The following is a 21,289-nucleotide window of genomic DNA, read 5'->3' on the forward strand; positions in this document are numbered from 1 at the left end:
TACTATGGTTTGGGATTCTTTTAAAAGAGTCAAAAGTGTTTTAAAATAGAAAATTTATCATCGTATAAGTGAAAAATGGCTCTTAAATTCTTTTCCGTTATCAAGCATCATACTGAACCAATATTCAGACGAAGGAAGAATTTTTCCGTTATATGTACCATCCCAACCCATTTCGTTAGTATTTAATTGTTTGATTAGTTTGCCATACCTATCAAAAATGTGTATTATTTTGTCTTGTAAATTAGCTTTGGTCTTAATGATTTGCCATACATCGTTGGCACCATCACCATTGGGGCTAAAAAATTTTGGAAATCCTACAATAGCGAAATCATCTTCAGATATACCACAACCATTTTTATCTCTTACGAAAACAGAATAAAAACCATTTTCAATTGAATCGAATCTGGGTTGGTCTTGATAAGTTACCCCATCTATTGAATATTCATAATCACCCTCACCGAAAACGTTTATAATAATCGAAGAATCATTGAAAGATTCCAAGATTTCAATGTCTTGGAAGGTAGCTCGGTTTGAAGGTGAAACAATAAAATCGTCGCTTGTTGAACAGTTTATAAGGTTAGTATTATTGTCGGATTTGTATCCAACTTCTAATCTATAATTTCCTGTAGTGGGTATAATTATTTGTTGCTCGTCACCTATTTCGACAATTTGACCAAGATCTAATTCAAACCATTTATATCTATTAAAACCTATGGGTGCTTCGATGGTTATTGGTTCCCCGTCTGTACATAAGTAATAATTTTTTTTTATTGACAACTTCGGAAATGGATTTACTATTAGTTTAATTTCTTTAATTATTACACATTGATTATTTTCAATACGGGCAAAGATGTTAGTTGAGTTAGTTCTATAGTTTCCGTGTAGTGAATTTTGTTCTAACTCAGCATTCTGTAAGGTGTCATAAAAGCTTATTTTCAATCCTGAAAAATTTGTTTGCTTAATACTCTCCAAGTCAAAAGTACTTTCTAAGATTTCATCCTCACTATTTTCATCGCACGCTTGTATTGAATTTAATGTATTTAAATTTGTAGTTGTTGCATTTACTGAGATTGTTAATTCTCCCAGACTTTCGCAATTGTCGCTTAATATTTTATAAAATATGACTGTATTGAAAGTTGTTGTCACCAAATAATCGTTTGGGTTCTCAATAGGAATGTCACTATCTCTTTGGGCATATGTTTCATAGAATAAAATTTTTGAATCAGAAGTAAATGGGAATGCCTGTTCTAAATCAACAGATGTTAAACCATCTATTGAGTTTTCCTGTTCTGTGTCACATTGTATCAAATTTAATGTAGCAGGATACTCTGGAGTGGTAACCTCTAAGAATATAGGAAAAGTTATAAAACACTCTGTTGTATTAACCAAGCTAATCCGTGCATATACATTGGAAGTGGGAACAGTAATTATGGGTTCTATTAATGGGTTGCTATTAGCTATGGCATTGCTTTCATTCATATAAAGCAAAACTTGGAAATTATTTGAATCTTCAAGACTATTTTCGATATCGGTTATGATATCAACAATAGAGAATTCACCTAAATTATCTCTATTACCGTCGCATTGTACATAATCTATATTAGGAGTATTGATGAATTCTAAAGTTGAAATAGAGAAAGTAACAACCTCAAAACAATCATTTGGATTGGTCACTCTTATAAAAATAGGGGTGAAATTGCCATTAAAGGCAAATTGTGTTGGGTTAATAATAGAATTTTCATTGGCAAAAGCATCTTCATAATTTGTGAAATAGGATATGGCAACACTAGTACTATTGGTAATTGCAGATTCTTGATTTGTAAGGTCTAATAGTAAGTTATCTTGGTTGGGACAAATAATCAAGTCCATTGGTTCGTTCACATTTGGAAGCGGAAAAAATTTTGCGCTTCCTGTCCATTCAAGATTAAATCCACCGTTGCCTTCAGGGCGATTAATTAGAATATAATATTGTTCGCCTGTGTCAACTGGTATTGAAGAGACATAGCTATTACCAAATTCTCCGGGGCCTTCATTCTGGTCTGTTTCAGAATCTCTTAGGCCAGTAAAATTATTATCCAGATTTGCTTGTAAAGGGTTGGTTGTTGAACATCTTATAGGGTCGTCGAAATTACCGCAATCATTGTTTGGGCCAAAAATATAAAAATCGTAATCGACCTCAATACCTACATTAACTGGGCTAAGATTAAAGGCCAGGGAACCACCAGTAGCGATTCTTATACTTAACCATAAACTATTTGCCTCTTCAGCGCTACAAGAGTTGGATTCTTCATCCAATTCTTGAATACCAAACCCAGAAATGTTACTTAAGATATTTGTGTTGCCACATACTACAATTGCATTTACACAATCATTTGCCTCTTGGGAAAATGAAAATGAAAATGAGAAATAGATAAGTAGGCAGCCAAGTTTTTTCATGTATTTTTTTCGGTATTCTGGTTGTGAATATAAAATTTATGAGTATTTTATACTAACCCTAAGTAGTAAAAATCATTAAAGTGTTGGATTTTCCTGATGAAATTACTGTTTGAAGGGAATAAAGGAACCAATACTTTTCTATTTTTATAGAATCCCTAGAGCTAATAAATAATTCTATGAAGTTTATTTAGTATAGAAAAAATACTGGGGTTTCAACTAAAAAGTGGGTATTTAGAAAAGAATTATACGTCATACTGCCACTACTTGATTGAACATTTCGATTTCAAATTCTTCAATAGTTTTATACCTCAATGTTGACCTTGGCCTTTATCAAATGGCAAAAGAGTATGTAGATTTTAAATCATCAAAGAAGGCATGCCGAAATAGAAAAAGTACCACCAGACCAAATATATAACCCCTAAAAATTGGACTATTGATGAACTAAAAATTACCTTTAACCTGCCTTACCTTTGGGGTGTATAGTATTATCAATAGTATAAATAATTGGTGTTGTAAGATTTTATCACAAAATTTATGGGCTTTTGACTTATTAATAATTTTTAAATTTAAAAATTAATTTTTCTTTTTAGTTTATCTGTATAAAGCTATTAAATTTGAATGTATGACCCATATGCCAAAAAAGCTATCTTGTAAAATAGAAACAAGAACAAAGGAAAATAAGCTACGATCATTAAGCCTATCGAACAATCTTGTCGATTTTTCATCAAACGATTATTTAGGGTTTGCGAAAAACGAAACCTTGTTTTCCAAAATATTTCAATTGGTGCTACGTGAAAATATAAGTCAGAACGGTGCTACTGGTTCTAGACTAATCAGTGGTAACCATAAATTATACTCAGTTTTGGAAGATTTATTGGCGAATTTTCACCAAACAGAAGCTGCTCTAGTCTTTAATTCTGGGTACGATGCAAATATTGGGTTTTTTAGTGCTGTGCCACAGCGGGGTGATTTTGTATTTTATGATGAGCTCATTCATGCAAGTATTCGAGACGGTATTAGCATGGGGCATGCCAAAGGTTATAATTACAGGCATAACGATTTAGAGGATTTAAAAAGGGTATTGACATCACTTAAAATTGACACTTCTATTAAAGGAAACACTGAGGTATATGTGGTTACCGAGTCTGTTTTTTCTATGGATGGTAATACTCCGGATCTAATAGCATTTGCTCAATTTTGTAAGGGTAATGGTTTTCATTTGGTGGTGGATGAGGCTCACGCATTGGGTGTTTTAGGAAATAATGGGGAAGGATTAGTACAGGAATTAGGATTACAGGCTTCTATTTTTGCGCGGATTATTACCTTTGGTAAAGCTATGGGTGTCCACGGTGCTGCCATTTTAGGGGGTGTAGAATTGATGCAATATCTGCTCAATTTTGCGAGGAGTTTTATTTACTCTACAGGACTTTCACCACATGCTGTTGCAAGTATATTAGCTTCCTATGAATTTTTGAATGCCGATGGTAGAGAAGAACGAATACAGCTTACTGAAAGACTTGTTTACTTTAGGGAACAAATAAGGAAATTTAAATTAGAACCATATTTTATTCCAAGTAGGTCGGCCATACAATCTTGTGTGCTTCCAGGTGTTGACAAAGTGAAGTCGATTTCTGATAAATTAAAAGATGATGGTTTTTATGTTAAACCTATTCTTGCCCCTACCGTTACAGCAGGTCAGGAGCGTTTGCGTTTTTGTCTTCATAGTTATAATTCTAAAGAAGAAATTGGTTTGGTTTTAAAGTTGCTTTCTGGTTATCTTTAAGCCATTATGGAGGATACATTTTATCAACTTGCCACATTTGAATATGTTGCCGACGTACAGATTGTGAAAGGAAAACTTGAATCTGAAGGTATACCTGTATTTCTTAAAGATGAAAACACCTTGAATTCAGACCCCATAATCAGTAATGCTATTGGAGGGGTTAAATTACAGGTATACTCAAAAGATAAAGAGAGAGCAGTAGCAATATATAATGAAATTAGAGCCTATGCCATAGATAATGATGGGGTACCCATAGTTTGTCCAAATTGTAAAGCTCAAAAATCAGAAGCTTATTATAACAGGAAAGGAGTATTTTATAAACTTTTCCCATTTTTTGAAAAAAGAAAATATAAGTGCCTAAATTGTGGTATGATCACTAACTCAAAGTAAAACAGAATGCAGAAGATATTTGTAACCGGAATTTCAACTAGTGTAGGAAAAACTATTGCTTCGGCCATTTTTACTGAAGCTTTACAGGCAGATTATTGGAAACCTGTTCAAGCAGGAGATTTGGATAATTCAGATACCGATAGGGTTAAAGGTCTAATCTCGAATAGTAAGTCCAAGTTTCATCCTTGTAGTTATGAGTTAACATCTCCCATGAGTCCGCATGCTGCTGCGGAAATCGATGGTATTCGAATTGATAGATTTCATATCAATGAACCTGAAACGGATAACAATTTAATTATAGAAGGCTCTGGCGGAATTTTGGTGCCTTTAAATGAGGAAGATACCTTATTCGATATTATTATGCCAGATTATAAAGTTGTTGTGGTTTCAAGAAATTATTTAGGTAGTATTAATCATTCTTTATTGACCATAAATTGGTTGCAAAATAAAGGCTACGATGTTTCTGTTTTGTTTAGTGGAGAAGCAAATTCGCAGTCAGAAAATATTATTCTTCATAAAACCGGAGTATCACTTTTGGGTAGAATAGATGAAGAGGAGAAATTTGATAAAGAGGTAATTAAAAAATATGCCGATAAATTTGAAGGTGTATTAAGGTCGCTCTAGACGCTGTAGAATCTCTGCATTTTCAACAGTAGCGAAATTGTTATAATGTTTGGCTAAATACGCGTCAATATATTCATTTTCCTCAATTTCTTTTTTGTCCAAAATTCGTCTGCCTTTTCGTATGACAACCGTTTTAGGCCGTAACTCTTCCATGATAAATTTCAATTCTTCTAAAGAGTTTTTTCTAGGGTTGTCAAAGAATGTAAAAAGTTCATCTCTGCAAATGTTACTAGGGTGGGTCGAAGCAATGGTTGGGGGTAAGGTGTCTAAATTCCAATACCCGATATGGTATTCGAAGAACAAGATGTTTTTGGTTTCTAAATTATTGTTTTTAATAAAAGAAGGTACAGAAAATCCTTCCCCGTTAAAGAAGGTCTTGCGTTCATAGTTATTCTTTATAATGTTGGCGTATTCCAGATAACTTTCCGCAGGTATTAATAAAACTATGAGCAGTATATATTTTGGTGCTTTAAGCTTAAAATCTGTGGTCGGTTTTTGAGTTACAATTGCAACCAAAATCAATAGCATAGGGTGTAATTGTATGAGGTAATGTCCATTAATTCTTCCTCCTTTTACGAATGACATTAATACACCGATAATAGCCACTAATACTATTTGTACCGTTCTATTCTTAAAATTAAGACTATTGCTTTTATAAGCATAAAAAAGAAAAAGAATTGTAATGACGAATATGGGGGCTAGTTTAAAAATAGAATACCTTCTAGCCTCTGTGTATTCTAATGGAGCCAATATAACAGATTCCCACCAAACAATGGCCTGGTCAGAAAGATAATAAGGTAGAATTGTAGCGAAAATTACAGCTAAAACACCCGTTCCGAATAATAGTACATGAAGCAAGTTAATATGCTTTTTAGCGAAAAATGCTTCGTAAATAAGATAAAGCCCAACAAAGAATATAGGAAAAGCCATATTCAGTTTAACCATTACTGTAGCTCCCATTAATAAGCCAGCTAGAAAAGTATAACCTAATGTCTTTTTACTTTGTAAAAAATAAAGGGCAGGTATAAAAAAGGCAATACAAATATGTTCAGACATTACACCTTGTAGACTGCCGAATAGACTTAAAAGAAAAATGCAAAGCACACCTACTATTATTGAGGCTTTTTTAGATAGAACAGATAATGCAATCTTATAGGTGTAGTAAGAAGTAATGACCACTAAAAAAACGCCTGCTAATCGAATGGCAATAAAGCTTTTACCGAAAACAGATATAATTGCGGCAAAAAAGGCAAATGTTAGTGGCGGTTTTAAATCCCATAATTGGGTGTATGGTAGAAAGCCATCTGCCCACGATTGGCCTAAAAGAATAAAAGTACTCTCATCTCGGTCAATATAATCTCTAAAGAAAAAGGGAAAGCGAATAAAAAAGGTAATTATAAAAAAGAATAGGAATACCAAGCTATTCTTGACTTCGGAAAAATATAAAAATGCTTTTTTGTTTCTTTCTGTGGGCATCTCTTTGTTGCGGTTTATTTCCCGATCTTTGCAAGATAGATAAAATGACGAATTATAAATTCTATGACCGTGGAAAATCTATCTACTCGAGATAAAAAACATTTATGGCATCCGCTAACCCAACATAAGTTGAATAAACGGCAATTGGCTATTGTAAGGGCGAAAGATGCACTGTTATTTGATGAAGATGGTAAAGAATATATTGATGGTATAGCTTCTTGGTACACGGTAATGTATGGCCATTCTAACAAGTATATTGTTTCGGCAATGACCAAGCAAATGAATAAGTTGGATTTTGTGATGTTCAGCGGTTTAACACACGAACCAGCAATTGAATTATCTGAAAAATTGATGGAGATTTTACCAGAAAATCAGGCAAAGATATTTTTCAACGATAATGGTTCTACGGCTATCGAAGCGGCGATAAAAATGGCATTACAATTTTATCATAACAAAGGTGAATTAAGAGATACCCTTATAGCATTTGAGGATGGATTTCATGGTGATACGTTTGGTGCTATGAGCGCATCAGGACTTTCATCATACAATGGCCCTTTTGAAGATTTTCTTTTGAAGGTTGTGCGAATACCTACACCACAAGATGATAATATAGATGAGGTTAAAAATTTATTGACCCATATTTTAAAGAAAAACAAATGTGCAGCTTTTGTTTTTGAGCCATTAGTGCAAGGTGCGGCTGGTATGAGATTTCATTCGACCAAAGGTCTTGATGAGTTAATTGATATATGTCAAAAAAATAATGTGCTAAGTATTGCAGATGAGATAATGACCGGTTTCGGTAAAACAGGAAAGAACTTTGCTTCAGATTATTTGGAGAATAAACCTGATATTATTTGTTTAAGTAAAGCACTTACGGCAGGTATGTTTCCTTTAAGTATTACGAGTTGTTCGCAAGTAGTTTTTAATCGATTTTTAAGTGATGAGGTACATAAAGGGTTCTTTCATGCACATACATTTAGTGCACACCCTATTGGTTGTGTAGCTGCGTTAGCGGGTATTGAGCTTTTGAATTCACCTGAAATTATAGAAAGAAGAAAATATATAGAAAGTGCCCATATATCTTTTGCTACAAGAATCGAAAATCATGAAAAAGTTGGTAATGTAAGGGTAAAGGGGGTCATACTGGCCATAGACTTAAGCAAACAAATGGAGCGTTATGGTAATTTACGTGATGATTTATATGAATTCTTTGTAGCGAGAGGGGTTTTATTAAGACCGCTTGGTAATACAATTTACGTGCTTCCACCTTATGTAATTACAAATTCACAACTTCAAAAGATTTACAAAACCATTATAGCGGCACTAGAAACTTTTTAGATTACGATGTTGAAAGAGAAAATATCCATAACAGCTATAGCATCCCTCTCACCTTTAGGTAGCATATTAGAAGAAACTTGGCGATCCTATCAAAATAAAGAACATTGCTTTTCATTGGTTGATACAAATGGTGAAAAGGCTTGGGTCGCACCATTGTCTAAATCGGGAAGAATTCTTGTAGAGAAACTTCGAGCATCAGATGCCAAGTATAGGAAATTAGACGATAGTGTTTTATATGCAATGGTAGCTTCAAGATTAGCTGTAAGAGATTCTGGATGGAAAAGGGATGCTGAATTTGGAATAAATTTAGGTTCTTCTAGAGGGGCTACAAAATTATTTGAACAATACCATTCAGAGTTTTTAGAAACTGGCCTAGCATCTACATTAAGTTCACCAACAACTACTTTAGGAAATATTTCTTCATGGGTGTCACATGACTTAGGAGCTACGGGTCCTGAAATTTCCCATTCGATTACTTGTTCTACAGGTCTACACTCTGTGCTAAATGGTGTTGCTTGGATTAATAGTGGTATGGCCAATAGGTTTTTGGTAGGCGCAAGTGAAGCGCCTTTAACCGATTTTACGATTGCCCAAATGAAGGCATTGAAGATTTACGCAAAAGCACCCGAGTCGAATTTTTCGTCGGTTGTAGAGCGTAGTCGAAGTTACCCTTGCCAAGCATTGAATTTAGAAAAGGAGAGTAATAGTATGGTACTAGGCGAAGGGGCATCGGTAGCGTGTATAGAAAAAGGAGTAGTGAAAAATGCTTTGGCTACAATTAACGGAGTAGGCTATGCAACTGAAATTTTAAAACACAATACATCTATATCGGCAAATGGCCTTTGTTTTCAAAAATCCATGAAAATGGCCTTGGGTGATTTAGATCCCTCTGAGGTCGATGTTATAGTGCTGCATGCCCCAGGAACTATTAAAGGCGATTTATCAGAATACAATGCTATTAAAAAAGTTTTTGGCAGCAAACACCCTTTGTTAACAACCAATAAATGGAAATTAGGTCACACATTCGCAACTTCTGGTATGCTAAACATAGAGATGGGGGTGCTAATGCTTCAATACGACAAAATGATTTCTGTGCCATTTTTGAGTCAAAAACCAACGGAGCGAGAAATCAAATATGTAATGATAAATGCGGTAGGTTTTGGTGGTAATGCCGTTAGTATTTTATTATGTAGGTTCAATTAAGGTTATTGGTGTAAGAATTAGTTTTTGGTAATCTTAATATTTTAAAACCCAGCAATTATATTTTCTATTCTAATTCAGTTATTTTTGAACTCTGGTAACAACCTAAGATTATATGAGCGAAGCAAGACATAATTGGTCAAAAGAGGAAATTCTAGAAATATATAATACGCCTTTAATGGAGCTTCTTTATGAGGCTGCAACTGTGCATAGAAAGAATCATGACCCCAATACGGTTCAAGTTTCTACCTTACTTTCGATAAAGACAGGCGGTTGTCCTGAAGATTGTGGCTATTGCCCTCAGGCAGCTCGTTATCATACCGATATTAAAGGTAATGACCTTATGGCCGTTTCTCAAGTTAAGGCTCAAGCACTACGAGCGAAAGCATCGGGAAGCTCAAGAGTTTGTATGGGTGCTGCTTGGAGAAATGTAAAAGATGGCCCTGAGTTCGACCAGGTTCTAGAAATGGTGCGTACCATTAATAAATTAGATATGGAAGTATGTTGTACATTAGGTATGATTACCGAAAATCAGGCAAAGCGTTTGGCTGAAGCCGGACTTTACGCCTACAACCATAATTTAGATACTTCAGAAGATTATTATAAAGATGTTATTTCTACGCGTGCCTTTGAAGATCGTTTAGATACTATAGAGAATGTTCGTAAAAGTAATGTTACCGTTTGTAGCGGTGGTATTATTGGTATGGGAGAGGCATTAGAAGATAGAGCAGGGATGCTAGTTGCATTGACTTCTTTAAATCCGCAACCAGAATCTGTACCTATTAATGCACTGGTTGCAGTTGAAGGAACGCCAATGGAAGATATAGAGCCTATATCTATTTGGGAGATGATACGTATGGTGGCAACCACAAGAATTGTTATGCCAGAGACTCAAGTGAGGTTGTCTGCAGGTCGTACCCAAATGAGTAGAGAAGGGCAGGCTATATGCTTCTTCGCTGGTGCCAATTCAATTTTTGCAGGTGATAAATTATTGACCACACCAAACCCTGATGTCAATGAAGACATGGCAATGTTTAAAATGTTGGGCTTAAATCCGCAAAAACCATTTACAAAAGTATCTCAGCCAAAAACAGTGGAAGCAACAGATTCGCAATTACAGGCAATGGGTGAGAAGCCAAAATGGTCTAGACCAGGTCATTCTATCGAGCGAAATGAAACTGCTAAGCAAAAGGCCAAAATTAGTAACTAGTATTACATTTATACATTTTTAAGAAAATCTTTTCTATTCGTTAATTACCTTTGGTTTCCCTAAAAAAACCATGTGTAATTGAAGTTAGCAGAAATTCCGAGGGTAAATAATATTACCAAGGAAGATTTTATCAAGAACTATTTTAAGCTTCAAAAGCCTGTAGTAATACAACGGGCTATTGAAGATTGGCCAGCTTTTGACAAATGGAATCTGTCTTATATGAAAAATGTAGCGGGAGACATTACCGTACCATTATATGATAATAGACCAGTTCAGCATAAAGATGGTTTTAACGAGCCACATGCTAAAATGAAGATGGCTGATTATGTCGATTTATTAAAAAGGGAGCCTACTAAGTATCGAATTTTTCTTTGGAATATTTTAAAGGAGGTTCCTGAGTTGCAGAAAGACTATACTTTTCCGGATTTCGGATTGAAACTGCTTAAAGGACTACCAATGTTGTTCTTTGGCGGTAAAGATTCGTACACTTTCATGCATTATGATATTGATTTGGCTAACATATTTCATTTTCATTTTGATGGAGAAAAGGAAATTGTTCTATTCCCGCAATCGGAATCAAAAAATCTCTATAAAGTACCACATTCATTAATTACACATGAAAGTATAGATTTTTCAAATCCCGATTATGAAAAATGGCCAGCATTAGAAAAAGCTTCAGGATTTAAAACAACACTTTCACATGGTGAAGTTTTATATATGCCAGAAGGTTATTGGCACTACATGAAGTATAGATCTCCTGGGTTTTCAATGAGCCTTCGTGCTATGGCGCAAAACCCCAAAAATTTAGCTAAAGCCTCCTATAATATATTGATTATGCGTTATTACGACGTACTCATGCGTAGATTGAAAGGTCAAAATTGGATAGATTTGAAGAATAAAAAGGCCATTTCTAGAACGAATAAAAGTCTTGAGGCTTTGGTTAAAAGATAATTTTATTTTATGAGTTCCTGTAATTTTTCATAAACCAAGTGACTTTCCCACCCTCTATACATTAGATAATCGGCTAGTTTTTTTCTCCTCTTTTGAATATTTGTGTCAGATATTTGCCCTAATCTTTTTATAGCTAAGGAGTCTAAAGTGGTTGAATATTCATGAGGGTCTATTTCTTTTAAGGCGATGGTTATGTTGTATTTAGAAATATTTCTAAATTTTAGTTCCTTGACTATTCTATTTTTTCCCCACTTTTTTATATTGAATTTACCTCTGGCAAAACTCTTGGCAAAGCGTTCTTCGTTTAAAAATCTATCTTCAATTAGTTGACCGATTATACTGTCAATAGCTAGTGGAATCATGCCCATTTCTTTCAGTTTGCCATTAACTTCTTTATGGCAACGATCTTGATAGGCGCAGTAGCTTTCAATTTTTTTTGTGGCTTCTTGAATGGTGTAGCCTTTGGTTTTGTACTTCATACTTTTCAAAAGTACTAAACAAAAAAAGCGACTCCGTTAGGAAGTCGCTTTTTTTACTTAATATATTGTTTTACCGTCTTTGTTCTTAAAACGGTATTCAAGATACGTATACGCATCACGTGGTTGTATTTTGATCCATCTTTTGTATTCCAAGAACCATTTAGTTCTTAAGGATGGAAATCCTTTTGTAATATAAGCCGCTATAAAAGGATGTATATTTAGTGTTATACTATTATCCTTTGCTGGCCCTTTAAGGAGTTTTTCAAGATCCACTGTAATTTTGTCTATTAAAACAATAGGTGCTTCGACCTCTTTCCCTGCATTATTAGGGTCCTCTTCGGTTGTTTTAATATTCATTTCAGGGCGTACCCTTTGTCGGGTAATCTGAATCAAACCAAATTTACTTGGGGGAAGTATTTTGTGTTTGGCGCGATCGTCTTTCATTTCATCCCTTAGATGTTCAAAAAGCCTTTTTCTATGTTGAGGTTTTACCATGTCGATAAAATCTACTACAATGATGCCTCCCATATCACGAAGGCGTAATTGCCTTGCAATTTCTGATGCTGCCAATAAATTTACTTCTAATGCAGTATCTTCTTGGTTTTTGGCTTTATTGGATCTATTGCCGCTATTAACATCTACTACATGAAGTGCTTCGGTATGCTCTATTATTAAATAAGCACCTTTGCTCATGGTAGCAGTGCGGCCAAAAGACGTTTTAATTTGTCTTTCTATTCCAAATTTTTCAAAAATTGGTACGTTGGAGTCGTAGTGTTTCACGATATTCTCCTTGTCTGGAGCAATTTCGGCCACGTACTCCTTAACTTCATTATATAAGGTGACGTCATCTACATGAATACCTGTATAACTGTCATTAAATACATCTCTTAAAATAGAAGATGCTCTGTTGAGTTCTACAAATACTTTCGATGGTGTTTGAGCACGATATAATTTTTTACACATTGCTGTCCATTTGTTCAGCAAGTTTTCTAGATCTTTGTCCAGTTCCGCTACTTTTTGCCCTTCGGCAACTGTTCTGATAATTACACCAAATCCTTTTGGTTTAATACTCCTCACAAGTCTTTTTAGCCTGTCTTTCTCTTCTTTGCTCTCTATTTTTTGTGATACAGATACACGGTCTGAGAAAGGGACCATTACCAAAAAACGTCCGGCAATTGAAAGCTCAGAGCTGATCCTTGGTCCTTTAGTAGAAATAGGTTCTTTAACAATTTGAACCAATAGGGATTGGTTGGCTTTAATGACATCGGTTATTACACCATTTTTGTCAATATCGGTCTCGATTGGAAAGTTTTTTAAGGAGTAATCCTTTAATTTTCCTGAGCTCACTTGTTTTATGAACTTGAGCATTGAAGATAATTGAGGACCAAGGTCATGGTAATGCAAAAATGCATCTTTTTCATAGCCAACGTTAACAAACGCAGCATTGAGACCGGTTACCGGTTTTCTGATTTTGGCGAGAAAAATATCGCCTACAGAAAAATCATTACTACTTTCTTCTTTGTGCAGTTCAGTGAGTTTTCCGTCCTTTAACAAGGCAAAGTCAACGGCTTGGGAACTAGATCTTACGATTAATTCTCTATTCACCTGAATATATTTTTAGTCGTTCCAACTAAATATAGGGAACGAACTGATTAAACAATACCATAGACAGATACTATTGTACCTGCCGAAATCCAATATATGGATCTCTATGTCAATGAACGTAAAAAGAAAAAGTAGTTATAAAACTACTTTTTCTTGTGTCGGTTAGCTCTTCTACGCTTCTTGCGCTTGTGTGTAGCTACCTTATGTCTCTTTCTTTTTTTACCGCTTGGCATAAAGTTCTTTTTTTAAGATTAATTATTTTACGTGTACGTTGCTCTTAACTCCTTCTACAAAAACCTTTGCAGGTTTAAATGCTGGAATGTTGTGAGCGGGTATTTTAATGGTTGTATTCTTGGAAATATTTCTACCGGTTTTTTCAGCTCTAGTTTTAATAATAAAACTGCCAAAACCTCTAAGGTAAACATTATCACCACTTTCCAATGAAGTTTTTACCTCTTCCATAAAGGATTCAACTGTAGCTTGTACATCTCCTTTTTCAATTCCCAGCTTATCTGAGATTTTCGATACAATTTCCGCTTTCGTCATCTTTCAATATTAGATTTTCTGTATGTTTTTTCGGGTTGCAAATATATAAATTAAATTCAATCTTTCTTTCTAATGGGTTAATTTTAAGTGGATAAACTGCTACTTTTATCACTTAGTATAGATGAGTATGGCTTTTTCGGGTAAAATATTAGATTGGTATCATCAAAATAAGCGTTCATTACCATGGCGAGAATCCATAAGTCCATACAAGATATGGTTGTCAGAAATTATTCTTCAACAGACTCGTGTTGCCCAGGGTACACCATATTACTTAAGATTTGTTGAGGAATTTCCAACAGTACACCATATGGCCAAAGCTAGTGAAGAAGAAGTTTTGAAACTATGGCAAGGTTTGGGCTATTATTCTAGAGCAAGAAATTTACATACTACGGCAAAAATAGTCGTTAATCAATATAATGGGAATTTTCCAGATACCTATAAAGAGCTTTTAAAGTTGAAAGGTGTTGGTGATTATACGGCAAGTGCCATATCTTCTATATGTTTTAATGAGCCACAAGCTGTGGTAGATGGTAATGTGTACAGAGTTTTATCTAGATATTTCGGAATCGACATCCCTATTAATAGTACTGAAGGCATAAAATATTTTAAGTCATTGGCTGAAAATGTAATGGATATAAATGATATAAGAGATTATAATCAAGGTATCATGGAGTTTGGCGCTATTCAATGCTCACCGAAGAAACCACTTTGTTTACACTGTCCTTTAAATGAAAGCTGTGTTGCTTTACAAAAGGGAATTGTAGATCAATTACCCGTGAAGTTGAAAAAGACAAAAGTGAGAAATCGGTACTTTAATTATCTTATACCTATATATAAGGATACAGATGGAAACCTATTTACAAATCTTCAACAAAGAAAAGGAAAGGGCATTTGGCAGAATTTATGGGAGTTTCCATTATTAGAGTCAAATTCTATATTAGAAATGGAAGACGTTAATAATAGGTATAAAGAAGTATTGGGTGGTATTGACGAAGTAGAATTACTAGAATTTAATGAGGTCGCCATTATTCATAAGTTGTCACATCAGCATTTACATACTAAGTTTTGGATATTAAACACTAACTCTGAAATACCGAACCAAATTTCCATTGAAAAAATTAAGGAATTTCCTGTACCTGTTTTAATAGCAGATTTTATTAAAGCGTTTAAATTTTAGTACTTTTGATTTTTATATCTTTAAGTTATGAGCGGTACATTAAATAAGGTAATGTTGATTGGACATTTAGGTGATGAGGTGAAAATGCATTATTTTGAAGGCGGCGGCAGTATTGGGAGATTTCCTATTGCCACAAATGAGACATATACCAATAAATCTACTGGTGAGCGTGTTACGAATACAGACTGGCATAACATTGTGGTCAGAAACAAAGCTGCCGAAATTTGCGAAAAATACCTAAGTAAAGGCGATAAAGTATATGTTGAAGGAAGGTTGAAAAATCGTCAATGGCAAGGTGAAGATGGTAATACAAGGTATAGTACAGAAGTGCATGTAACAGAATTTACCTTTTTGACCACCAAGAAAGAGGCTGGGACAAATGATACTAGTACCGTCTCTTATTCTCCAAAAGCAAGTAATGACAAAGGTAAGCCAGCGAAGGTTCCTGCACCGGCAAGCCCAGAGGCCGAGGATGACCTTCCTTTTTAATAATAAATAATAGAAACTTTTGGACTTAGACCCCTTTCCGTTTTTAGTAACTTTATTGGCCGTAAACGGTGTGTTTACAATTAATATAATCGTGTTATGTTTATTGCTTACTTGCTCTGCACTGGTTTCTGGTGCTGAAGTGGCAATGTTCGGTCTTTCTTCAACCGAAATTAAAGAGTTGCAAGATGAAAAATCGGCAAAAAGCGCAATTCTTATTAAGTTGCTTGCGCGCCCAAAAAAACTACTGGCCACCATATTAATTGCCAATAATGCCATTAATATTGGTATTGTTCTGTTGTTCAGTATAATAGGTGATACGCTTTTTAAAAATGTTGATCAAGTATTATTTGGGGTGGTATCAGTCCGTTTTTTACTTGAAGTGGTTGTTGCGACATTTCTAATTTTAATGTTCGGTGAAATTCTACCTAAGGTCTATGCAAATAGAAATAAAATGAGTTTTTCGCATTTAATGGCATTTCCATTACGTGTATTAGATGTTGTTTTTTCGCCATTAAGTTTACCTATGCGTTCAGGAACATTGTTTTTATACAACAAACTAGGCAAGCAGAAATCAAATTTGAGTATTGATCATTTGTCTCAAGCATTAGATTTGACTTCTCATGGCGATACGACCAAAGAGGAGAAGAAAATTTTAGAAGGTATAGTAACCTTTGGTAATACGGATACGAAACAAGTCATGCGCCCTCGTATTGATATTTTTGCCCTTAATGAGCAAATGAAGTTTCTAGAAGTTATAGGCGAAATAAAGAAAAACGGATATTCTCGTATTCCTGTTTTTGGTGAAAATATAGATACTGTAAAAGGTGTGTTGTATGTAAAAGATTTGTTGCCATATTTAGATAGAAAAACCTTTAATTGGATGACGTTGATACGTGAGCCATACTTTGTTCCGGAGAATAAAAAGCTTGATGATTTATTGGCTGAATTTCAAGAAAAGAAAAATCATTTGGCAATTGTAGTCGATGAATATGGTGGTACTTCAGGTTTGGTGACATTAGAAGATATTATTGAGGAAATTGTTGGTGATATAAGCGATGAATTTGATGATGAGGATTTGATTTTTTCTAAGTTGGATGATTTTAATTATGTTTTCGAAGGTAAAACTCCGCTTAAGGATTTTTACCGTGTAATAAAATTAGAAGACAGTGATATCTTTGAAGAAAATAAAGGAGAATCGGAAACCCTTGCAGGATTTGTTTTAGAGAAAGCTGGAAGTTTTCCTAAACGAGGTGAAAAGATTTTATTTGAATCTTATACTTTTATGGTTGAGGGTATGGATAAAAAAAGATTGAAACAAATAAAAGTAACCCTACCCCATGAAGCTTAAATCGTTAGTCGGTATTTTAAGTGTTGTTGTTTTTGTCATGAGTTGTCAAGACGAGCCGATTCCTAAACCAAAGGCTAAAATGCGCTTAGAGTATCCACAAGGTAAGTTAGCAGATTTGGAAACTGAAAATTTTAGTTTTAAATATAATCAGCTTGCAGTGGCTAAGTTGAATGGAGATAAGGCGTATACCATTTCGTATCCAGAGATGAAAGGAGCTATTTTTCTAAGCTATAAGAAAGTAGACGATAATTTGGAACAATTAATTAATGACTCAAAGCGACTTAGTTACGAGCATGCTGCTAAGGCAGATAATATTGTGGAGCAACCATATATAAACCCTGATGATAAGATATACGGAGCTTTATTTGAAGTTCAGGGTAATGCAGCTTCACAGTCACAGTTTTTTGTAACTGATAGTATCAACCATTTTCTTACAGGCTCTGTCTATTTTTATACAAAGCCCAATTATGATTCTATTTTACCGGCAGCATCATATCTTCAGAATGATATTAGGGGAATTATAGAAACCCTTAGGTGGAAAAACTAACTATTTAGAATGATGACGAAAGAGGATCTTTTAAATTGTCATAAGCGAATACAGCCATTTATTCATAAAACTGCAGTGCTTACCTCTAGGTTAATCGACAAGGAAGTCAATGCCCACCTTTTTTTTAAGTGCGAAAATTTTCAAAGAGCTGGTGCTTATAAAATGCGAGGTGCGACAAATGCAATTTTGCAATTATCGGTGGAACAGAAGAAAAACGGAGTAGTGACCCATTCTTCTGGTAATTTCGCCCAAGCTCTTTCTTTGGCTGCGCAAAGTGTTGGTGTAACTGCTTATATAGTAATGCCTAATACGGCGCCAGAAGTAAAAAAGGTAGGTGTAAAGGAGTATGGTGGTAAGATTTATGAATGCGCGCCTACAGTGTATGCTAGACAAGCTTTGGCAGATGAAATTGCCATAAAAACAGGTGCAACATTCATTCATCCCTCGAACGATGAGAATGTTATACTAGGTCAAGGTACAGCGGCTTTAGAATTATTGAAAGAACATCCTGATTTAGATTTTATATTTTGTCCTGTTGGTGGAGGCGGACTCATAGCAGGTTCCGCTTTAGCTGCAAAATATTTTGGGGATAGTTGTAAGGTATATGGAGCAGAACCTTTTGAGGCAGATGATGCTTATCGTTCTTTATTAAGTGGAAAAATTGAAGGTAATGATACCGTTAATACCATTGCAGACGGGCTCAAAACTACATTAGGGGATATAAATTTCCCAATTATAAAGGAGTTGGTGAACGATATAATTAGGGTTGATGAAGATGAAATTATTGCCGCAATGAAACTTGTTTGGGAACGAATGAAAATTATCATTGAACCATCTAGTGCAGTAACTGTCGCTGCTGTAATCAGGCAATCTAAAGAGAACCCACAGGCTTTAAAAAATAGAAAAGTGGGAATTGTAATTTCTGGTGGAAATGTCGATTTATCTAATCTTCCTTTTTAATTCTCTAAGTTCTACTAGAATTATTTATTGCTTTTTTAAAATTTCTTCAGCACGTTGAATGCTAGAATTGATATCCTCTTTCACCTTTTTAACTTTCTCTTCTTCTTCCTTTAGCCATTGCTCTTTTTCTTCAGAAAGTTCTTTACCGTTCATTATTTCTTCAGAATCAAAACGATTACCAAAACCTTGCATCCAATCCATCATAGCTTTATTTGCTTGTTGCAAATCTTTCATCGCTTTTGCTTCTATAGATTCTGCACCAAGTGAATCTGCCATAGGTTTCAATTGCCCTACTAGTTTGCCTAAAGTTCCCATTTTCGGCATTACTTCATCATGAATGTCCATAACTTGTTCCATTCGTGAAGGTTCATCCACTTTTTTAGAATCCTTGCAAGAAGTTATACTTAGTAGACCGGCGATAGTAAGTAGTGTGAATAATTTTTTCATTTTATTTTTTTTCTTTAATGGTTACAGAATTTATAGTGTACACGTAATCCTTTACTTTGGTACTGGTTATTACAGATTTCAAATCTTCAATTGAAACTAGATTTGGGTCGAATACAATAATTCCTTTTTTATCTTTAAAACTAACTTCTGTCGAGATAACACCTTTCTTTTCATTTAGGTTAGAAGCTATCTTGTCTGCACAACCTTCTTGGCAGGCCATACCATTAATTTCTATGGTAACCACTGTAGATAAGGTAGGTTCAATTATAGTAGTAGAATTAGCAGTGCCTTGAGCTACCAAAATGTTTGCGGTTAAACAAAGCATTATAATGTTTACGAGTAAATAATTGATTTTCATGTTAAAGATTTATAGGTAATAAAAAGTAATACAAAAATTGATGCTTTTGTAAAGATACCAAATATCGAAAATGAACGTGGTAAACAAATATTAAAATAAGTACTTAGACCAATCATTATCTTAGAAAAAAAGCCACATTTGTTTAAAATTAAAGAGTTGAAGAAAATTGATCAAAAGTGGGGTTACCTTATTATTCTTTCAATGATTTGGGGTTCATCTTTTATTCTGATTAAAAAATCACTTTTGGGCTTTACGCCTATGCAAGTTGGGGGATTACGTATTTTATTTGCTTCCCTTTTACTTTTTTTATTAGGCTTTAACTCATTGAAAACCCTAAGAAAAGCCGATTGGAAATGGGTGATTATTGCTGGTCTGTGTAGTTCGTTTTTTCCACCATTTTTCTTTGCTTTAGCGCAAACCGAAATAAGTAGTGGCATTACATCGATTTTAAATTCTGTTTCGCCATTATTCACAACTTTGGTCGGAATTGCTCTTTTTGGACTAGCATTAAAAGGCAGGCAGATTCTAGGGGTGTTTATTGGTCTTTTAGGAACTGTGGTGCTTATCGCTGAGGGAATGGAGAATAACATCAATCAAAACTATTGGTATTCGTTTTTTATCATTTTTTCTGCATTAGGTTATGCCTTTAATATCAACATCATTAAAAAACATTTATCACATTTAAGTTCGTTGGCAGTTACGACTGCAAGTTTTGGAGTAGCTTTTTTTCCGGCTTTAATTTTGCTGGTATATTCCGGGTTTTTCAGTCATTTTGTAAATAATACTGGCATGCAGCATGCGGTATGGTATCTGTTGGCATTGGCATTATTGGGTACAGCATTGGCAAACATATTATTCAATAAGCTTATCAACCTTTCTAGTCCGGTTTTTGCGGCGTCCGTCACATACTTAATACCCCTAGTAGCGGTATTATGGGGCTTTTTGGATGGTGAACGAATTTCTATAGTTCAGTTGTTAGGCGGACTAATTATTTTGTTTGGTGTATGGCTTGTAAATCGCAAAAAAGCAATAATTAGTGCAGGTTAAATCAAGTTTACTGTAACAAATTATATTTAGCCTTGTCTCTAAAAGGAAGTAATTAGATTTAAAACAAGAACTTATGAAAAATTTATATTTTATCGCTTTATCCTTCGTTTTCATTGTAACCGGAATTCGTGCTCAAGAAAAAACATATGCCGTTACATCATTTGATAAGTTAATTGTAAGTCCACATATTGAGGTAAACCTTGTTGAAGGTGACGAAGAAAGCGTTGTAATTGATAATTCAAAAGTTTTATTAGATAAAATAAACGTAGAAGTAGAGGGTAGAACTTTACGATTATACTTGGATGGTGCTAAAATGGTAACAAAATCTGAGCGTATATCTAATGGTCAATGGCGGGGCAGTAAGCCATTATATAATGGCACTATGGCATCGGTTACCGTAACCTATAGAAAGCTTGAAAATTTATCTATTAGAGGTGAAGAGATAGTTAGATGTAAAAATCTTTTTAGTGTCGATGATTTTAAAATGTCTTTATATGGTGAAGCCAAAGTTTATTTTGACTCGGTTTCTATAGATGAAATGACGGTTGCAATTTATGGGAGCAGTTATTTGGAAATCCGTGAAGGTTCAGTATCTCGCCAAGTCTATAGAGCATATGGTGAAAGCGAAGTAAATACCGAAGGTATGGTTGCTGATGAAACTAAAATTACTGCCTACGGTGAAAGCAATTTTAGGGTGAATGTTGTCGACCGATTAACAGTTACATGTTATGGTGAAACCAATATAAACTATTCAGGTAACCCAGAGGTAGATAAAGGATTAATTTTTGGCGAAGCCAGAATAAGAAAGATAGGATAGTGATTTAGTATTAAAGAAAAATAAAAACCCGCTATTTAGCGGGTTTTTAAATACTTAATAA

General features: G+C 34.6%; 21 protein-coding genes. 14 read left to right on the forward strand and 7 right to left on the reverse strand.

The window, feature by feature from the left end; all coding sequences use genetic code 11:
- Window positions 1–57 precede the first annotated feature (57 nt).
- The gene (locus AACZ49_RS00865; RefSeq protein ID WP_339650629.1) at window positions 58–2,436 is read right to left on the reverse strand and encodes a T9SS type B sorting domain-containing protein; all 2,379 of its coding nucleotides are present in this window, start codon (window positions 2,434–2,436) and stop codon (window positions 58–60) included.
- Window positions 2,437–3,067: 631 nt separating this feature from the next.
- Between AACZ49_RS00865 and AACZ49_RS00870 the strand changes: the two genes are divergently transcribed.
- The 3 genes from AACZ49_RS00870 to bioD are packed head-to-tail and all read left to right on the forward strand — an operon-like array spanning window position 3,068 to window position 5,233.
- Window positions 3,068–4,219, forward strand: a complete 1,152-nt coding sequence (locus AACZ49_RS00870; protein WP_339650630.1) for an aminotransferase class I/II-fold pyridoxal phosphate-dependent enzyme — start codon at window positions 3,068–3,070, stop codon at window positions 4,217–4,219.
- Between the two features lie 6 nt (window positions 4,220–4,225).
- Entirely contained in the window at window positions 4,226–4,609 is a 384-nt protein-coding gene (locus AACZ49_RS00875; RefSeq protein ID WP_339650632.1) for a DUF2007 domain-containing protein, read from the forward strand.
- Between the two features lie 6 nt (window positions 4,610–4,615).
- The gene (gene bioD, locus AACZ49_RS00880) at window positions 4,616–5,233 is read left to right on the forward strand and encodes a dethiobiotin synthase (RefSeq protein WP_339650634.1); all 618 of its coding nucleotides are present in this window, start codon (window positions 4,616–4,618) and stop codon (window positions 5,231–5,233) included.
- On the opposite strand, the gene AACZ49_RS00885 is transcribed toward bioD, so the two are convergent.
- Window positions 5,219–6,709 carry a glycosyltransferase family 39 protein gene (locus AACZ49_RS00885; protein WP_339650636.1) on the reverse strand — a complete coding sequence of 497 codons (1,491 nt, stop codon included), beginning with the start codon at window positions 6,707–6,709 and terminating at the stop codon, window positions 5,219–5,221. The two genes, bioD and AACZ49_RS00885, sit on opposite strands and share 15 nt — an antisense overlap.
- A gap of 63 nt (window positions 6,710–6,772) precedes the next feature.
- On the opposite strand from AACZ49_RS00885, the gene bioA reads away from it, so the two are divergent.
- From bioA to AACZ49_RS00905, 4 genes are all read left to right on the forward strand, one after another.
- On the forward strand, window positions 6,773–8,047 hold the full coding sequence (gene bioA, locus AACZ49_RS00890; RefSeq protein WP_339650639.1) for an adenosylmethionine--8-amino-7-oxononanoate transaminase: 1,275 nt from the start codon (window positions 6,773–6,775) through the stop codon (window positions 8,045–8,047).
- Window positions 8,048–8,053: 6 nt separating this feature from the next.
- A complete protein-coding gene (locus AACZ49_RS00895; RefSeq protein ID WP_339650641.1) occupies window positions 8,054–9,250 on the forward strand; it encodes a beta-ketoacyl synthase N-terminal-like domain-containing protein in 1,197 nt (398 codons plus the stop codon).
- Window positions 9,251–9,362: 112 nt separating this feature from the next.
- Window positions 9,363–10,457 carry a biotin synthase BioB gene (bioB, locus tag AACZ49_RS00900; RefSeq protein WP_339650644.1) on the forward strand — a complete coding sequence of 365 codons (1,095 nt, stop codon included), beginning with the start codon at window positions 9,363–9,365 and terminating at the stop codon, window positions 10,455–10,457.
- Window positions 10,458–10,535: 78 nt separating this feature from the next.
- On the forward strand, window positions 10,536–11,408 hold the full coding sequence (locus AACZ49_RS00905) for a cupin-like domain-containing protein (protein ID WP_339650646.1): 873 nt from the start codon (window positions 10,536–10,538) through the stop codon (window positions 11,406–11,408).
- A 2-nt stretch (window positions 11,409–11,410) separates the two neighbouring features.
- Here AACZ49_RS00905 and AACZ49_RS00910 read toward each other — a convergent pair whose 3' ends face one another.
- The 3 genes from AACZ49_RS00910 to AACZ49_RS00920 all read right to left on the reverse strand — a co-directional run bounded on the left by AACZ49_RS00910 (window position 11,411) and on the right by AACZ49_RS00920 (window position 14,038).
- Window positions 11,411–11,887, reverse strand: coding sequence for a regulatory protein RecX (locus tag AACZ49_RS00910; protein ID WP_339650649.1), 477 nt, complete (start codon window positions 11,885–11,887; stop codon window positions 11,411–11,413).
- Between the two features lie 57 nt (window positions 11,888–11,944).
- Window positions 11,945–13,492 carry an Rne/Rng family ribonuclease gene (locus AACZ49_RS00915; RefSeq protein WP_339650651.1) on the reverse strand — a complete coding sequence of 516 codons (1,548 nt, stop codon included), beginning with the start codon at window positions 13,490–13,492 and terminating at the stop codon, window positions 11,945–11,947.
- A 255-nt stretch (window positions 13,493–13,747) separates the two neighbouring features.
- On the reverse strand, window positions 13,748–14,038 hold the full coding sequence (locus AACZ49_RS00920) for an HU family DNA-binding protein (RefSeq protein WP_027065813.1): 291 nt from the start codon (window positions 14,036–14,038) through the stop codon (window positions 13,748–13,750).
- A 127-nt stretch (window positions 14,039–14,165) separates the two neighbouring features.
- Here AACZ49_RS00920 and mutY point away from each other — a divergent pair, with 127 nt between their 5' ends.
- Genes mutY through AACZ49_RS00945 form a run of 5 tightly spaced genes read left to right on the forward strand, consistent with a single transcriptional unit; the run spans window position 14,166 to window position 18,559 of the window.
- The gene (mutY, locus tag AACZ49_RS00925) at window positions 14,166–15,215 is read left to right on the forward strand and encodes an A/G-specific adenine glycosylase (protein ID WP_339651430.1); all 1,050 of its coding nucleotides are present in this window, start codon (window positions 14,166–14,168) and stop codon (window positions 15,213–15,215) included.
- 27 nt (window positions 15,216–15,242) lie between these two features.
- The gene (gene ssb, locus AACZ49_RS00930) at window positions 15,243–15,704 is read left to right on the forward strand and encodes a single-stranded DNA-binding protein (RefSeq protein ID WP_339650653.1); all 462 of its coding nucleotides are present in this window, start codon (window positions 15,243–15,245) and stop codon (window positions 15,702–15,704) included.
- Window positions 15,705–15,723: 19 nt separating this feature from the next.
- Entirely contained in the window at window positions 15,724–17,052 is a 1,329-nt protein-coding gene (locus AACZ49_RS00935) for a gliding motility-associated protein GldE (RefSeq protein WP_339650654.1), read from the forward strand.
- Entirely contained in the window at window positions 17,042–17,599 is a 558-nt protein-coding gene (gene gldD / locus AACZ49_RS00940) for a gliding motility lipoprotein GldD (protein WP_339650655.1), read from the forward strand. The genes AACZ49_RS00935 and gldD overlap by 11 nt, the downstream gene beginning before the upstream one ends.
- Before the next feature lie 12 nt (window positions 17,600–17,611).
- Window positions 17,612–18,559 (forward strand): pyridoxal-phosphate dependent enzyme, encoded by a 948-nt coding sequence (locus AACZ49_RS00945; protein WP_339651431.1) that lies wholly within the window; start codon window positions 17,612–17,614, stop codon window positions 18,557–18,559.
- Window positions 18,560–18,583: 24 nt separating this feature from the next.
- Here AACZ49_RS00945 and AACZ49_RS00950 read toward each other — a convergent pair whose 3' ends face one another.
- Window positions 18,584–19,006 (reverse strand): hypothetical protein, encoded by a 423-nt coding sequence (locus AACZ49_RS00950; RefSeq protein WP_339650656.1) that lies wholly within the window; start codon window positions 19,004–19,006, stop codon window positions 18,584–18,586.
- A gap of 1 nt (window position 19,007) precedes the next feature.
- A complete protein-coding gene (locus AACZ49_RS00955; RefSeq protein WP_339650657.1) occupies window positions 19,008–19,364 on the reverse strand; it encodes a heavy metal-associated domain-containing protein in 357 nt (118 codons plus the stop codon).
- Between the two features lie 156 nt (window positions 19,365–19,520).
- On the opposite strand from AACZ49_RS00955, the gene AACZ49_RS00960 reads away from it, so the two are divergent.
- On the forward strand, window positions 19,521–20,411 hold the full coding sequence (locus AACZ49_RS00960) for a DMT family transporter (protein ID WP_339650658.1): 891 nt from the start codon (window positions 19,521–19,523) through the stop codon (window positions 20,409–20,411).
- 73 nt (window positions 20,412–20,484) lie between these two features.
- Entirely contained in the window at window positions 20,485–21,228 is a 744-nt protein-coding gene (locus AACZ49_RS00965; protein ID WP_339650659.1) for a head GIN domain-containing protein, read from the forward strand.
- The last annotated feature ends 61 nt before the right edge of the window (window positions 21,229–21,289 follow it).

Origin of the sequence: uncultured Maribacter sp. (genome assembly GCF_963975365.1) — a bacterium.
In the GTDB taxonomy this organism is placed as follows: domain Bacteria; phylum Bacteroidota; class Bacteroidia; order Flavobacteriales; family Flavobacteriaceae; genus Maribacter.

Coding starts and splice junctions, on each gene's coding strand:
- AACZ49_RS00870 (WP_339650630.1), top strand. CDS start 3,068: ATGCCAAAAAAGCTATCTTGTAAAATAGAAACAAGAACAAAGGAAAAT.
- gldD (WP_339650655.1), top strand. CDS start 17,042: ATGAAGCTTAAATCGTTAGTCGGTATTTTAAGTGTTGTTGTTTTTGTC.
- ssb (WP_339650653.1), top strand. CDS start 15,243: ATGAGCGGTACATTAAATAAGGTAATGTTGATTGGACATTTAGGTGAT.
- AACZ49_RS00875 (WP_339650632.1), top strand. CDS start 4,226: ATGGAGGATACATTTTATCAACTTGCCACATTTGAATATGTTGCCGAC.
- AACZ49_RS00945 (WP_339651431.1), top strand. CDS start 17,612: ATGACGAAAGAGGATCTTTTAAATTGTCATAAGCGAATACAGCCATTT.
- AACZ49_RS00920 (WP_027065813.1), bottom strand. CDS start 14,038: ATGACGAAAGCGGAAATTGTATCGAAAATCTCAGATAAGCTGGGAATT.
- AACZ49_RS00950 (WP_339650656.1), bottom strand. CDS start 19,006: ATGAAAAAATTATTCACACTACTTACTATCGCCGGTCTACTAAGTATA.
- mutY (WP_339651430.1), top strand. CDS start 14,166: ATGGCTTTTTCGGGTAAAATATTAGATTGGTATCATCAAAATAAGCGT.
- AACZ49_RS00885 (WP_339650636.1), bottom strand. CDS start 6,709: ATGCCCACAGAAAGAAACAAAAAAGCATTTTTATATTTTTCCGAAGTC.
- AACZ49_RS00865 (WP_339650629.1), bottom strand. CDS start 2,436: ATGAAAAAACTTGGCTGCCTACTTATCTATTTCTCATTTTCATTTTCA.
- AACZ49_RS00895 (WP_339650641.1), top strand. CDS start 8,054: ATGTTGAAAGAGAAAATATCCATAACAGCTATAGCATCCCTCTCACCT.
- bioD (WP_339650634.1), top strand. CDS start 4,616: ATGCAGAAGATATTTGTAACCGGAATTTCAACTAGTGTAGGAAAAACT.
- bioB (WP_339650644.1), top strand. CDS start 9,363: ATGAGCGAAGCAAGACATAATTGGTCAAAAGAGGAAATTCTAGAAATA.
- AACZ49_RS00965 (WP_339650659.1), top strand. CDS start 20,485: ATGAAAAATTTATATTTTATCGCTTTATCCTTCGTTTTCATTGTAACC.
- AACZ49_RS00955 (WP_339650657.1), bottom strand. CDS start 19,364: ATGAAAATCAATTATTTACTCGTAAACATTATAATGCTTTGTTTAACC.
- bioA (WP_339650639.1), top strand. CDS start 6,773: ATGACCGTGGAAAATCTATCTACTCGAGATAAAAAACATTTATGGCAT.
- AACZ49_RS00910 (WP_339650649.1), bottom strand. CDS start 11,887: ATGAAGTACAAAACCAAAGGCTACACCATTCAAGAAGCCACAAAAAAA.